This window comes from Brevibacillus choshinensis (genome assembly GCF_001420695.1).
Classification (GTDB): Bacteria; Bacillota; Bacilli; order Brevibacillales; family Brevibacillaceae; genus Brevibacillus; species Brevibacillus choshinensis.
The window spans coordinates 1,081,421-1,095,564 of sequence record NZ_LJJB01000007.1 but is presented as its reverse complement, the minus strand read 5'-3'; the positions used below and the strand labels follow the sequence as shown (position 1 = coordinate 1,095,564).

Below are 14,144 nucleotides of genomic sequence, written 5' to 3'. Positions count from 1 at the left end.
TGATAGAATTATGCAAGTCTGATCCGATTTTGTAAACATTGCATTTTGGAACTCAAGGGGGTCACTCGATACCTGTGCTACCAAGAAGGAAAGCTGAGCAATGGCAAAAAATAAGCTTGACCACCCTTTTAACAGGACTGGTCTCCCTATCCGTTTTACTTACATTAACCATTCTTCTTTTTGCATCGTACCAATCGAAAAAAAAATCACTGATCGACACTACACTCACCTTGAATTATTCAAGCGCTGTTAAAATGAGTCAGACCATCGACTCTTTGTTTATATCCATGCAAAACAGCTTGCATTATTCCGCAATCATCCTATCTAACATGAACTCCATGAATCCAGACGAGGTTTATCCTCACTTAGAACTACTGCGTCATAGCAGCAATTACTTCAATTCCATTGCTGTGGTAGATGAAACAGGACTGATACGAAGCACGTCTCCAAAATCACTCGGGACAGTTGGAAAGTACATTATTACGGAAGAAGCGAAGGCAGCAATGGCATCGAAAAAGCCTTACGTCTCCAAACCTTACATTTCTGCAACATCAAAACGTCTGATCGTATTTATGAGCGAGCCGATATACGATAAGAACGGTATTTATCGTGGATATATAGGAGGTTCTCTTTACCTTCAGGAAAAAAACATATTGAACATGATCTTTGCAAACAACCCTTCGGATAAGTTAGGGTCCTATTTTTACATAGTGGGATCAAACGGGCATGTGTTGTTCCACCGCGACAAGAGTCGTATAGGCGAGGATATTAGCGCGAATCAAGTAGTCCAAAAGCTTATGCTAAATCAAAATGGTCGTGAAGAGATGGTCAACTTAAGAGGGGAAGCTTTGCTCGCTGGATACGTAAAAGTGCCTACAAATGGCTGGGGAGTAGTAGTGGTATCGCCAATCAGTGTCGTTTCGGAACAATTGAATGCTCAGCTTAAAGCTATTTTGTTGTATACGCTGCCTCCATTTGTGTTAGTAATGTTGGTCGTCATCATGCTTGCTCGCCGATTAGCGAGACCTTTTGTTTCACTGGCTAACCTTGTTGGAAAAATGGGCAGTGAGAAAGTAGAAATTCCTGATGGGAAGCGACACTGGAATAGAGAGGCGGATTTGTTAACAGAAGCCATTCGATATGCGGTTGGGGAAATTACAAAACAGACTGAGCAATTGACACAGGAAGCGATGACAGATCCATTAACCGGCTTAACAAACAGAAGAACACTCGAAGCAATCATACATAGATGGCTTGAGGAGAAAACCCCCTTTTCCATTGTGATTATGGATATTGATAAGTTTAAAACGATAAATGACACATACGGTCATCAGGCAGGGGACGAAGTGTTGAAGCATTTTGCGAAAATTATCGCATCATCTACCAGGCCAGATGACGTGTGCTGTCGTTTTGGTGGTGAAGAATTCATTGCCCTTCTTCCACATGCAAATTCTGCGGTAGCTTATCATGTAGCCGAACGAATACGTAGTACCCTTGAAAAAAGTGCGACTCCTGTAGGTGAAACCATTACTGTCTCTCAAGGGATCTCACACTATCCTTCACACTCCAATTCGGCCGAAGAGTTGATTCATTTGGCAGATCAAGCCTTGTATAAGGCTAAGGAATCAGGAAGAAACCGGACAATGATAACTGAACTGTAGAAAAAAGGCCCATTTGATTAATGGGCCTCTTCTTCGTATAACGTTATTTCTTGCGGTTGCTTACATAATCTGCCAGCGGTGTCAACGCAGAGTGCTCCAATCCCGCTTCTGCCAAAGCTGCTTTTGCTGAAGCGATCAGGGCAGCCACACGCACTTTTGATTCTTCCAGCCCTAGGAGGGAAGGATACGTCGCCTTTTGTCGCTCTGCATCACTACCGACTGCTTTGCCGAGCTCTGCGGCGTCGCCCTCTACATTTAAAATATCGTCCTGAATCTGGAAGGCGAGTCCGATGCAATATCCGTAACGAGTCAGCTTCTCCATTTGCTTCTCGCTGGCTTCAGCCAAGTAGCCTCCCCCACGCAAGGCAGCAATCAACAGGTCTCCTGTCTTGTGTTCGTGGATAAACTCCAGCTCGTTTAGCTCCAGCCGTTTGCTCTCCCCTTCGATGTCAGCCATTTGACCACCGACCATCCCCGTTGCACCTGCTCGCTTGCCTAGCTCGGCGATCAGATTGACCGTGGTTAGAGCCGATACGTCTGTACGTTCCCGATACGACTCCGCGATAAAAGAAAAAGCACGAGTCAGAAGGGCATCCCCTGCGAGTATGGCCGTTGCTTCTCCGTATACTTTATGATTCGTCGGCTTGCCTCTGCGCAAATCATCATCATCCATGGCTGGCAAATCATCATGAATGAGGGAATAGGTATGTATCATTTCCAGAGCGACTGCGAAAGGGACCCCTCGCTCAATAGGCTTGTCCAACGCTTCAAGTACAGCAAGTACCAGCATTGGCCGCAACCGTTTGCCACCTGCCATTAACGAATAGTTCATGGATTCATAAAGAGCGGTAGGGACTCCCACCTGTTCGAGAGCAGGGGTTAATTTATCCTCAATATAGGCTGTCTTCTCTGCCAAATAGGTATCAAATGTGTCCACAGCCATTATGATTCCCCTTCCATGCGAAAAGCTTTTTGCTTCAGCATGCCGTCTTCTTCGACCAGTTGGGTGATTTTCGCTTCGATTGCATCGAGCTTTTGTCCACAAATCCGGGAAAGAGTGACACCTTCCTGATACAGCGTGATTGCCTCTTCCAGCGGAATTTCCCCTTCTTCCAGTCGCATCACGACCTCTTCCAGCCGTTTCATCGCTTCTTCAAACTGCATATCATTCTCTTCCGTTTTCTTTCGAGCCATTGTGCTTCTCCTCCCGATCAATCTGTTCCACGCGTGCAGTCGCGCTCCCATCACTTAATCGTACCACGAGCTCATCACCACTCGCAAATTGCTCTACTGATTTTACGATTTGCCCTTCAGCGTACACAAGAGAGAACCCGCGCTGCATCACTTTGAGCGGACTGAGCGCATCCAATTGGGCCACACGTGCAGAAAAAGTCATTTGCTGTTCAGTCAGTCGTCTGCGCATCCGGTCATCTAATCGCGCACGAACCGTCAGTACTTGTTTGCGTCGCTCCCCGATCTGGTCCGCCAATCGATAGCGTTTGATTTGTTGAGCGAGTCGCTCATATCGCTCTCGTCGCAATGTGAGAAGATGCTTCATGGACTGCTTCATGCGTAATTGAGCTCGGTCAAGCCGTTCGGCAGCTTCTTCCAATCGTCGCTGAGGCTGTCGCATTGCATATGAATTACTCAACTGATTCAATCGTTTTCGTTGATCAGCTATTCGGTTATGTACAGCTCGTTGAATACGAACGTCAAACTGCTTGACCCTCTCCACCCATTCCAAATAGTGTGGAACAGCTAACTCAGCTGCGGCTGTTGGTGTCGCAGCACGTACGTCCGCTACAAAATCCGCGATGGTCACGTCTGTCTCATGCCCTACTGCAGAGATGACAGGTATGATCGAGGCTGCGATTGCCCTCGCTACTTTCTCGTCATTAAATGCCCACAGCTCCTCAATGGAACCTCCCCCACGCCCCACGATGAGGACATCAATATCCGTTTGTTGATTGATGATACGGATCGCGGAAATGATCGAAGCCGGTGCTTCTACACCTTGTACGACAGCAGGAGCAAGCACGATCTCCGCCTGCGGGTACCTACGACGAATGGTCGTGCAAATGTCTCGAATCGCGGCACCTGTCGGCGAAGTCACCACCCCTACGCGCTTCGGAAAGCGAGGCAGTGGTCGCTTTCTTTCTGCTGCGAATAAGCCTTCGAGTGCCAGCTTTTCTTTTAGTTGCTCAAACGCCAAATAAAGAGATCCCAGTCCATCCGGCTGCATCTCTTTCGCGTAAAGCTGATAGGCTCCATCCCGTTCAAAGGCAGAAATGGAACCACGCACAATTGCTTTGGTCCCATCTTTGGGGAGGAAACGTAAAAAACGATTATAGCTGCCAAACATGACGACCTTGATCCGCGATTGCTTATCCTTGAGGGTAAAGTACATATGTCCGCTCGAATGGTGCGTAAAGTTGGAAATCTCTCCACGTACCCACACATCCTGCAGTCGAGAATCCTTTTCGAGTACCATCTTGATATAGCGATTGAGATCACTGACAGATAAGATATCTTGTATAGCCATATGCCCCTCCTCATTAAAACACTCGGCATAGCCAAGCTTTTCGGTGAAGCCGTCTTAGTCTCTCAGATGCTACCTACTAAAAAGGAAATGGATAAAGGTGTACGCTTTACCCATTTCCATGTTAGCAGCGTTTACCTGCCAGCAGCGTTTACCTGCCAGCAGCGTTTACCTGCCAGCCTGCTTGCGCGCAGCCACTACGGTGTTTTTCAAAAGCATCGTGATCGTCATCGGACCCACTCCGCCTGGTACTGGTGTCAGGAAGCTTGCGACATCCTTCACTTCGTCGAACTTGACATCGCCTACGAGCTTGCCCGTTTCAATCCGGTTCACACCTACGTCAATAACAACCGCGCCTGGTTTCACGTGTTCCGCTCCGACCATATGCGCTCGACCAGTCGCTACCACCAGAATGTCAGCCTTGCGTGTAAATTCCTCAAGGTTTTGTGTACGGGAATGGCACATAGTCACTGTTGCATTTTCTTGCTGCAGCAAGAGCGAGACCGGTTTGCCCACAATGTTGCTACGACCGATTACTACAGCGTGTTTCCCAGCAATTTCGGTTCCTGTCCGTTTAATCAATTCAATGATTCCGTGCGGTGTGCATGGCAGGAACGTTTCATTCCCAAGCACCATGTTTCCTACACTTATCGGGTGAAAGCCGTCTACGTCTTTATCCGGGTGAATGGCCTCAATGACCGCACTTTCGGAAATATGTTTCGGCAGAGGGAGTTGAACCAAGATCCCATTAACGTTCGGATTTTCGTTCAATTGCTGAATAATCGCTAGCAGTTCTTCCTCTGTCGTGGAAGCATCCTTCAAGATCAACTCAGAGGCGATCCCTACTTCCTCGCAGCCTTTTGATTTCCCTCGAACATACGATTGTGAAGCGGGATCATCCCCGACCAATACAACGGTCAACCCTGGTGTAATGCCTTGTTCCTTCAGTTCAGCCACTTCGTTTGCTAATTCGGCACGAATGTTTTGCGCAACTTCTTTTCCTTGAACAATGATAGCAGCCATGGAGAAAAAGCCTCCTTCATAACGTCGATACCACTAGTGTACCGATTTCACGGCAACCTGTAAAGCCGAATCATAAAAAGTTCATCATTATTTAATGTTCGTCTTTTGCTTCATCCACCCTAGCATAGCAACCCCGTAGGCATTGTCTCCGGAGTAAACCGGATCGCAAAAGTACAGTTTTGCTTTTACAGCTGGATGCTCCAATCGTTTGATTAGCCGTTCACGCATGTACTGGTTCGCTGCGACTCCACCCACAATCAGTATATCCTTAGGCAAGCCTTGTTCTACTGCATGGCGCAACGATTTTTCCAATGTATTCGCGATACATTGCTCAGTAGCACGCGCGATTTCAGCAGGGCTGATTTGCCCTTCTTGAATCGTACGTAGCAAAGACGCCTCCGGACCAGAAAAACTAAAGGAAAGGCCTTCTACCGCGGAAGAAATGCGAAACTCTCCTGTTGCCTCTTTGGCCAGCTCTTCTAGCTGCGGACCCGCAGGAAAGGATAGACCTAGTGCGACGCCAATGCGATCAACCAGCTGTCCAGCGTGCAGATCGATGGTTCCTCCGACTTTTTCAATCGAATACCCCGCTTCATGACGGTCACACAAAAGCAGTTCGCTCGTCCCACCGGAAAGATGCACGGCGAGAAACCGATCTTGGCTAGGTTTCACCTCTGCTGTGTATTCCCCTGCCGCGATATGTCCCTCTTGGTGAGTGGTCAAGTGCAAGGGAACACGCAAATAGGTCGCCAACGATTTTCCCAAACCCTCTCCTACCTTAAACACCGGCATGTAGGATTGATCGACAGGACGAGGTTTTTCACTGACGCATATCGCCTCGATCTCATATTCGGTCCACTTCATCTGCTCGCTTAATTCCGGCAAGTTCATCACATGTTGAAAGACGGCTTCGGATTGTTGCAGTCCGCGCTTGCCCTCCTTCACTTTCAAAAGGCGTTTTGCTTCTGCTACAATCCGGCCGTCTTCCTGAGCCAAGCACAGTGATGTCCGGTAATTGCTCGTATCAATGCCTAACATTACCTTACTCATGCTTGCTTCCCCTGCCCGTTTACGCCTGTGCGGTCTCACGAGCTTGAAGGAAGCTGGACAAGACGCCGTTGATGTAACGATGGGATTGCTCATCACTAAAGAGCTTTGCAATTTCAATCGCTTCGTTCATGACAACTTTGTCAGGGGTCTCTGCTTCAAACATGATCTCGTAGAAGGCCAGACGGAGTATCGCGCGGTCTACGTTGGCAATCCGTTCGAGCTGCCAGCCACGCAAGTATTGTTTGATCTCGGCGTCAATCGCAGTTTGGTGGGTCATGACACCATCGACCAGATAACGCAGGAACTGGGAATTCTCTTCAGATTCCTCCATGACCAGTGCGACCGCTTCTTTCACTGGAACTTCCGCCATATCGATCTGGAAAAGACATTGGACTGCTTTTTCTCGTGCTGTTCTTCGTTTCATTCCATTCACCTACAATTAAAATTGAGTTCGGGAGCGGATCGATTCATAGGGATATCCCGAAACCTCCGTTACCGAAACTTGCCTGGCAATATCCGATCTAGAATTTCCCGCAAATCTTCTTTATGATCCAGTTTTCGACCGATGTAATATCCGGTACCGATAAAGACAACAAACACCAGTGTATCCCAAAAGCCCACGAGAAGGTAGATGATCCCGAAAATAAATCCGGCCAATATCCCCAATAGCTTCCCCTTGTGCTCCCATAATAACTCCCATATCATGGCTCTCACCTTCTATTCCACACGTTTACGTGCCGCGTAGTTCTCTTGCTGAGCCACTTCCGTCACGACAACCTGCACTTCGGAAATCACGACGCCTGCGATTCCTTCTACCTGATCTTTTACGTCCTGCTGCAGCTTTTGCGTCAGTTCAGGCAACGGGGTCTCACCATCTACAGAGACTCGCAACGAAATGATGTTTCCGCTCTCCAATGCCTTGACATTGGTTTTCATATCACGTACCCCTTTTACTCGTCGCGCGGCACGCTCTGCTATCGTTTGGATCGTCTGAATGGTGATATTGACCTCCCCCAAATCGCTTCGCTGACGAATGCCACGATCCACTTTGGGTTTACTTCTGCGGAAGGAGCTAAAAAAGAAGCGAAGGCTGACAACGAGGAAAATGATCGCGACGATGAGATAGGCAAGATTGGTTCCTGAGAGCATCTGCTCCATGTAAGGACGGAATACGTCCGAGGAAATCAAGCCGCTGGTAGCTGCAATCGCGATGCAGGAAAGAATGATCAGCGCAAAACTGTAGATCGTCAAAATAAACCGGTCGAACAAGTTCACATGCATCTCTCCTTCAACTATGCTTGGCCTAGCTGTCAAACATAGCACGTTCGGGGTGGCAGACCTATGTAGAGGTTGATGAGGAAAATGCCCCCTGTTAAGTAGGGGGCATCCATCCGTTGCCTTTGTTAGCGCACGCGCTGGTAATCTTCCACCACTGCAGTTGCAGCTGCAGGCGCTTTTTCTTCCGCTTTCAGCTCTACATCTACGATATGTACATTTACTTCAATCACCGAAAGCCCTGTCATGCTTTCGATTGCATTGCGCACACTATCTTGAATATTTCGAGCGACATCCGGGATGCGGTGTCCGTATTTTACAATAATCGATACATCGACAGCTGCTTCGCGAGAGCCAACTTCTACACGAACTCCCCGAGCAATATTTTTACGGCCTAATCGTTCCGCTATTTCTCCTACGAAACCGCCGCTCATTTGCGCCACGCCTTCGACTTCGGACGCAGCCATGCCGGCGATCACTTCCAAGACTTCGGGAGCGATCTGGACCTTTCCAAGTTCTGTTCTATCTAAGTCTGGAGAAAATTCTTCCACGCTTCGCACCTCCCTTTGGATTTGTATTCCATTATACCAAGCGCTCTGTTTTTTTACAAATAAGCGCCTTACTCCTCATCGAGGTTGAGCTCATACATTTCAAGGAACTTCGTATCGAAGTGACCGCTCACGAACACCTCATGCTCTAGCACCTTCAGATGGAAAGGAATCGTCGTCGTAATTCCTTCTACGACAAACTCTCCAAGGGCACGCTTCATCCGCTCGATAGCCTCGTTACGATCCTTGCCCCAAACGATCAGCTTTGCAATCATCGAATCGTAATATGGTGGAATGGAATAGCCAGAGTAGGCTGCACTATCCACACGCACGCCAAAGCCTCCCGGAGCCAAGTACTCTGTGATTCGGCCTGGAGATGGCATGAAGTTTTTCGCTGGGTTCTCCGCATTGATCCGACATTCGATCGCCCAACCGTCCAGCACAATGTCCTCTTGCGTAAAGGACAGAGGCTGCCCAGCTGCTACTGTCAGTTGTTCCTTGATGAGGTCATAGCCGGTCACCAGCTCGGTTACAGGATGCTCAACTTGGATGCGGGTGTTCATTTCCATGAAGTAAAACTTGCCGTGTTTATCCAACAGGAACTCAACCGTACCTGCACCGTGATAGGCTACCGCCTTGGCAGCAGCTACAGCAGCTTCACCCATTTCTTTGCGGAGTTCCTCACTCAATGCTGGCGATGGAGCTTCTTCAATCAGTTTTTGGTGACGACGCTGGATCGAGCAATCACGCTCACCCAAATAGACCGCATTGCCATGCTTGTCTGCCATCACTTGAATTTCCACGTGACGTGGTCCTTCTACGAACTTTTCCAGATAGACACCCGGGTTGCCGAACGCTGTCTTTGCTTCGTTCTGAGCCTGACGAATCGCTTTTTCCAAATCTTCGTCGTCGACAGCCACACGCATCCCGCGTCCGCCTCCACCAGCAGTTGCCTTAACCATCACGGGGTAACCAATTTCATTTGCCGTCTTGATAGCATCTTCTACGTCTTCGATCAGGCCTTCTGTACCCGGAACAGTCGGTACACCTGCCGTTTTCATTGTATCTTTCGCTGTAGATTTATCACCCATATTTACGATCGCATCAGGATCTGGTCCAATGAACGTAATATTGCATGCGGCGCAAATCTCAGCAAAGTCAGCGTTTTCCGCCAGAAATCCATAACCAGGATGGATGGCATCTGCTCCCACTTTGGTCGCAACGCTCATGATGTTGGCTATATTCAAATAGCTGTCTTTGGATGCTTTTGGACCAATACAGTAGGCTTCGTCGGCCATTTTTACATGAAGCGCTTCACGATCCGCTTCGGAGTAGACAGCGACCGTACGAATGCCCAGCTCGCGGCACGCACGGATGACCCGCACTGCAATTTCCCCGCGATTGGCAATCAATACTTTTTGAAACATTCCGCTCTCCCCCACCTTATTCTGGCTTCACCAAAAACAATGGCTGACCGTATTCAACCAGTTGACCGTCCTCGACCAGAACTTTTACGATCTCGCCGTTGACCTCTGCTTCGATTTCGTTGAATAGCTTCATCGCTTCTACGATGCAAACCACTTTGCTCGCATTTACTTTATCGCCTGCTTGTACGTAAGCTGGCTTGCCCGGTTCTGGTGAACTGTAGAAGGTACCTACCATCGGAGATACGATCTTGTGCAGATTGGCATCTTCTGCAACCGCAACTGCTGGGGCTGCTTTCGGTGCTTCTGCTACTACTGGCGCAGTGGCGACTGGTGCTGCTGCGACTGGTGCTGCAACAGGTGCCTGTACAACAGGTTGGGATACAACAACCGTTTCTGTACCAGAAGACTTTCTCAGCGTTACTTTAGCGCCTTCTGTCTCCAGCTTGAATTCATTAATGGAAGATTGATCAATCAGCTTAATAATTTCTCGGATTTCATGAATTTTCAACACGAATGAGCACTCCTTCGTTTCTTTAGATGTTCCCGGGTGGCTATATATGTATCAAGAGCGAAGCATAAATCCATGGTAGCCTGTTGCCCATATCACGTCAAGAAAGGATTTCCCCGCTTCCTTCCACGAGGAAGTGAGGAAATCCTTACCATCATACCCGTTTCTTCCTATCCTTATAACGGTAATCTTAACCACCAAGACACTGAAACGTGACTTACGTGGTCTTGTATTGGACAGTCACATTCGTCGCGGGAACGTTCAGTTGTTGCTTCACTTGTGCAATGATATCCACCGCTTCATTGGCGCTCAGTTTGTCCTTTTGGACGATCACGGTCACCTTGTCATTTTGCACGAAGACGACTGCATCTTGGTAACCATTTGCCTTTAGCATTTCTTCGATATTCGTCGTTGCATTTTCCTGTGTGGAGAGTTGCTCGTATTTGGTACGTGCATCTGCTACAGCCTGAGCCGAGGAATCCGAGCTGCTGATAATCGAGAGCTGCTCATCTTTTTGTTGCTGGAGTTGCGCTTCACGCTTCATTTTGTAGCCTTGGAAGATTTCGCTTGATGTCTCCGCTACAGGGACAACAGCGTTCCCGACGGTTTTTTGTGGCTCTGGATTGGACTGGGTAGCTGGCGCTTTTGTATCTGTTGGCTGAACCGCTGCTACCTGGTTATCATTTTTGCCGTTGACAGGTGTTGCTTGTGGCGGTTGTTCCACTTGCTTGGATTCAACGACGACCCCCGTGATTTGCTCCTGTTTTTGCACGGCCTGCTGTTGACCGGAAGTGGGCATCTGGTCTTGCGGACCTTTCACCAAGTAATACCCGGACAGCACCACCATCACTGCCAGCATCGTCAACAACCATACTGTTTGCTTGCGCAGAATCATTCGTCATTACCTCCTACCCTTTTTTGGGCAAAATGGATATTTTGTAGGCGGGAACATCCAAAACCTTTTGGACGGCTTCGGTAATCCACGCCTTGACCTGGATGTTATCGGCGCCCTTCGCGACAACTAGGACACCTCTGACACGGGGTTTCATCGTCTTTATAATGACGGGCTGATCTTGCTTGCCCCCCTGTACGATGACGACTTCTGAGTCTTTCGTCTGGTCGTTTTGATTGCGCGTCGCCCTGTCTTTGTCCGTTTCCTGATTGGTGGAGGATCGATTATTGCGGTTTTCAGCCATGATCAACTCCGGTGTTGACTCCAGATTGACCATGACCTCGACCTCTCCGACACCCACGACGTTTGCGAGAATATCTCGTAGCTGCGTCGAGTAGTTGTTCTCGTACTCAGCGATGATGTCCGGTGCGGGTGAGCCGCCCATCGCAGGGGCTGTAGAATCGCCTTCCGTTCCGCTACCAAACCAACCTCCACTACTGCTTTGTGCAGGAGGAGCTCCCCCGCCGCCGCCACTGGCCAAACCGAGTGGCTGATCTTTCTCTACACGGAGAAAATCGGTCAAGATCATCGCCGCAATCCCGATCCCCAAAACGACGATCAGGTAGTGGAGTGGTTTTAGTTTTTTGTTACCGCCGTTGCCTTCCCACAGCTTCTTCAGCTTTTCCAGCATCTCTCTCACCTCGCTTTCCCAGACACATCCGTTACTGTTTTACTCTTTCTCGAGACTCGTCCCTCACGACCACTTGATCGCTCGCGAGCCCCCACTGTTTTGCTATATCGTCAGCAATCTTCGCGTACGTAGGATTCTCTGGACGCGTAACTGCTTCGATGTCTCTTCGGGAATCGGTCACATTCGTCGTCTCTCCAATTTGTATAGACACTGGCTGAATGGGTTGAATCGGAGTGACAGCAGGCTTTATTTCTTGCACGGTGTCCCCTATGCTCAGTTCGATTTTTTCGATGGAAGGCTGTTGGGGATCTTTGTTGTTCACCTTGATCTGAACACGCTGTACCTCCATGCCGTATTCCTCTTTCACCTTCGCCTTTACTGCAGACTCGATCTGTGACTGTACGTAGGCTGTCACCTGTTCGTCCTTTTGGCCTAGCAGTTTGTCAGTGACGCGCTTCCATTCCACAGCTCCTGGCTTGTTCAGCTCTTGCTGATAGCGGTCGAGCCGCAGTGCTAGGTCATCCTGCGACAGACTGAACAAGGAAAAAACAGGGGAGATGATGGTTAGCAGCAGGATGAGTCCCATGACCATCTTGACGTAACGCTGCAAGGTCGTATTCGGCAGGATCAGATCGAGAAAAGCGGCCAAAAGCACGAGCAAGATGATTTTTTTCAGCCAAAGCGTTAACCAGGTCATTTCATCACCTACCGAACCATCATGGAGATATTGCCCGCTGCAATAATGATGGTAATCGCCAGAAAGAACATGAGTCCCACCGTTGCCAGCGCGGCGAAGACGAACAAGAGACTTTTGCCGATCGTTCCGAGCGCGCTGATGATAGGACTGTTCCCTAATGGCTGCAGCACGGCGGACGAAAGATTGTAGATCAGAGCCAGTACAAGGATCTTCAAGGCTGGAAAGGCGCACAGGATGATCAAGATGACGACTCCAGCCAAACCAACGGCGTTTTTGACTAACAAAGAGGCGGAAAGAACGGTATCAGCAGCATCCGAGAACACCCTCCCGACAATGGGGATAAAATTCCCTGTGATGTACTTCGCCGTTCGCAATGTGACTCCGTCCGTAACGGCCGAGGTCGCTCCCTGGATGGAGATGACCGCCAGGAAAATGGTGAGAAACGATCCGAGTACGCCCATCGCGATATTGCGCAAGAGTGTCGCCAGCTGAGTTACTTTGTATCTTTCCGAAAACAGGCTGACAATCGACAGCATTGCCGAGAGAAAGAGCATCGGGAACACCACGTAAGAGATCATCATGCCGCTTATATTAATCATGAAGATAATGAGCGGATGAAACATAGTCGCGGTAGCCAGATTGCCCATGGATGCCAGGAGAGCGATTACGAGTGGAATCATCGCCAGCATGAAATCGGACATGTCGGTGATCGCTTCCTTGGCGTAAGAAATGGCGAGGTGAAAGCTGTTGATTGCGAGCACCATCAGCACCAGATACGCGATGGAATAAGCGACCGTCGAAACTGCGTTTCTTTCAAAGGCATTCTGCATCGTTTCCAAAATCATGGCGAAAACCGTAATGATAATGATGGAGCTGAGCAGCTTGCCATTCATCAGAATTTCGTGAAAGACGAACTTGCCCATCCCTTTCAGCACGCCAGAAAAACTGAAATCCCCTTGTTGCATCAGCAGTTGAATAAAGCCCGGCGATTTGAGGTCTGGTAGGTAGCCCTTGTACTCGCGCTGGAGCTGTTGCCAGTACTGCTCCACACGCTCCAGCTGCAAATGGTCTACCTGTTGTTGGACCAGCTGATTAATCGGTCCGGAAGTTGGTGTCTGCGCAGCAGATACGGCTCCTATCGGCAAAAACAGAAACAGCAGCATCAAAATGATTATTTTGCTGGAACGACCCACGGACACCCAACCTCCCTTCACGCAGGCAACAAGTCGATCACGGTTTCGATGATGATCTGGATGATCGGTACTGCCATGACCAAAATGAGGACTTTACCTGCCAGCTCAATCTTCGAGGCGATTGCTCCTTGTCCAGCATCCCGGGTCATTTGAGCACCGAATTCAGCGATATAGGCAATTCCAATTATTTTGAGTATCGTCTCCAGAAATACGAGGTTCAAATCCGCCTGAACAGCTAACCGTTCGAGGATTCGAATCACTTCGGCAATTTTTCCTACTAGAAAGTAAAAGATGATGACGCCGCTCGCGATCGCCAGCAAGAAAGCGAACATCGGCTTTTGCTCTTTGATGACCAGCGCGAGAATCGTCGCCACCAGCCCGAGCCCGACGATTTGTACGATTTCCATTTGCCTTCCCTCCTCAGTTGAACAGGAAGACGCGTTTCACCTCGGTAAACAAGTCGCCGATGTAGTGGGACACCATGTACAAAACGATGACAAACCCTACCAGCGTAGCCCAATGCGCGATTTCTTCCTTGCCTGCCTGCTTGAGGATGGCATGCAGGATCGCTGTTATGAATCCTACCGCTCCGATCTGGAAAACAGGTGTCAAATCAAAACCCACTGTGAACACCTCGCCT

At 49.0% G+C, this 14,144-nt stretch carries 18 protein-coding genes; 1 reads left to right on the top strand and 17 read right to left on the bottom strand.

Translation table 11 applies throughout. The annotated features are described in order from the left end of the window. Positions 1-68: 68 nt before the first annotated feature. On the top strand, positions 69-1,661 hold the full coding sequence (locus tag AN963_RS05270; protein ID WP_055744457.1) for a sensor domain-containing diguanylate cyclase: 1,593 nt from the start codon (positions 69-71) through the stop codon (positions 1,659-1,661). 43 nt (positions 1,662-1,704) lie between these two features. Here AN963_RS05270 and AN963_RS05265 read toward each other — a convergent pair whose 3' ends face one another. The 17 genes from AN963_RS05265 to spoIIIAC all read right to left on the bottom strand — a co-directional run bounded on the left by AN963_RS05265 (position 1,705) and on the right by spoIIIAC (position 14,128). Next, positions 1,705-2,604, bottom strand: coding sequence for a polyprenyl synthetase family protein (locus AN963_RS05265; RefSeq protein ID WP_055743479.1), 900 nt, complete (start codon positions 2,602-2,604; stop codon positions 1,705-1,707). Continuing rightward, positions 2,604-2,855, bottom strand: a complete 252-nt coding sequence (xseB, locus tag AN963_RS05260) for an exodeoxyribonuclease VII small subunit (RefSeq protein ID WP_055743478.1) — start codon at positions 2,853-2,855, stop codon at positions 2,604-2,606. The genes AN963_RS05265 and xseB overlap by 1 nt, the downstream gene beginning before the upstream one ends. After that, positions 2,827-4,203 (bottom strand): exodeoxyribonuclease VII large subunit, encoded by a 1,377-nt coding sequence (xseA, locus tag AN963_RS05255; protein ID WP_055743477.1) that lies wholly within the window; start codon positions 4,201-4,203, stop codon positions 2,827-2,829. The genes xseB and xseA overlap by 29 nt, the downstream gene beginning before the upstream one ends. A 165-nt stretch (positions 4,204-4,368) precedes the next feature. Then, the gene (gene folD, locus AN963_RS05250; protein ID WP_055743476.1) at positions 4,369-5,223 is read right to left on the bottom strand and encodes a bifunctional methylenetetrahydrofolate dehydrogenase/methenyltetrahydrofolate cyclohydrolase FolD; all 855 of its coding nucleotides are present in this window, start codon (positions 5,221-5,223) and stop codon (positions 4,369-4,371) included. A gap of 87 nt (positions 5,224-5,310) precedes the next feature. Continuing rightward, complete coding sequence (locus AN963_RS05245; RefSeq protein WP_055743475.1) at positions 5,311-6,273, bottom strand: tRNA (adenosine(37)-N6)-threonylcarbamoyltransferase complex transferase subunit TsaD; 963 nt, start codon at positions 6,271-6,273, stop codon at positions 5,311-5,313. 19 nt (positions 6,274-6,292) lie between these two features. Continuing rightward, positions 6,293-6,697 (bottom strand): transcription antitermination factor NusB, encoded by a 405-nt coding sequence (gene nusB, locus AN963_RS05240; protein WP_055743474.1) that lies wholly within the window; start codon positions 6,695-6,697, stop codon positions 6,293-6,295. Positions 6,698-6,765: 68 nt separating this feature from the next. Then, the gene (locus AN963_RS05235; protein ID WP_055743473.1) at positions 6,766-6,978 is read right to left on the bottom strand and encodes a DUF2273 domain-containing protein; all 213 of its coding nucleotides are present in this window, start codon (positions 6,976-6,978) and stop codon (positions 6,766-6,768) included. A gap of 12 nt (positions 6,979-6,990) precedes the next feature. Continuing rightward, positions 6,991-7,554 (bottom strand): alkaline shock response membrane anchor protein AmaP, encoded by a 564-nt coding sequence (gene amaP, locus AN963_RS05230; protein ID WP_201783705.1) that lies wholly within the window; start codon positions 7,552-7,554, stop codon positions 6,991-6,993. Between the two features lie 122 nt (positions 7,555-7,676). Next, positions 7,677-8,099 (bottom strand): Asp23/Gls24 family envelope stress response protein, encoded by a 423-nt coding sequence (locus AN963_RS05225; RefSeq protein ID WP_055743471.1) that lies wholly within the window; start codon positions 8,097-8,099, stop codon positions 7,677-7,679. A 68-nt stretch (positions 8,100-8,167) separates the two neighbouring features. Then, positions 8,168-9,523, bottom strand: a complete 1,356-nt coding sequence (accC, locus tag AN963_RS05220) for an acetyl-CoA carboxylase biotin carboxylase subunit (RefSeq protein ID WP_055743470.1) — start codon at positions 9,521-9,523, stop codon at positions 8,168-8,170. Between the two features lie 16 nt (positions 9,524-9,539). Beyond that, the gene (gene accB, locus AN963_RS05215; protein WP_055743469.1) at positions 9,540-10,034 is read right to left on the bottom strand and encodes an acetyl-CoA carboxylase biotin carboxyl carrier protein; all 495 of its coding nucleotides are present in this window, start codon (positions 10,032-10,034) and stop codon (positions 9,540-9,542) included. Positions 10,035-10,248: 214 nt separating this feature from the next. Continuing rightward, a complete protein-coding gene (locus tag AN963_RS05210) occupies positions 10,249-10,926 on the bottom strand; it encodes a SpoIIIAH-like family protein (RefSeq protein ID WP_055743468.1) in 678 nt (225 codons plus the stop codon). Positions 10,927-10,939: 13 nt separating this feature from the next. Continuing rightward, positions 10,940-11,614, bottom strand: coding sequence for a stage III sporulation protein AG (gene spoIIIAG, locus AN963_RS05205; protein WP_055743467.1), 675 nt, complete (start codon positions 11,612-11,614; stop codon positions 10,940-10,942). 31 nt (positions 11,615-11,645) lie between these two features. Beyond that, positions 11,646-12,311 carry a stage III sporulation protein AF gene (gene spoIIIAF / locus AN963_RS05200; RefSeq protein ID WP_055743466.1) on the bottom strand — a complete coding sequence of 222 codons (666 nt, stop codon included), beginning with the start codon at positions 12,309-12,311 and terminating at the stop codon, positions 11,646-11,648. 8 nt (positions 12,312-12,319) lie between these two features. Further along, positions 12,320-13,510 carry a stage III sporulation protein AE gene (spoIIIAE, locus tag AN963_RS05195; protein ID WP_407922529.1) on the bottom strand — a complete coding sequence of 397 codons (1,191 nt, stop codon included), beginning with the start codon at positions 13,508-13,510 and terminating at the stop codon, positions 12,320-12,322. Between the two features lie 11 nt (positions 13,511-13,521). After that, positions 13,522-13,911 (bottom strand): stage III sporulation protein AD, encoded by a 390-nt coding sequence (gene spoIIIAD / locus AN963_RS05190; protein WP_005827266.1) that lies wholly within the window; start codon positions 13,909-13,911, stop codon positions 13,522-13,524. Between the two features lie 13 nt (positions 13,912-13,924). Further along, positions 13,925-14,128 (bottom strand): stage III sporulation protein AC, encoded by a 204-nt coding sequence (gene spoIIIAC / locus AN963_RS05185; protein ID WP_055743465.1) that lies wholly within the window; start codon positions 14,126-14,128, stop codon positions 13,925-13,927. Positions 14,129-14,144: the final 16 nt, after the last annotated feature.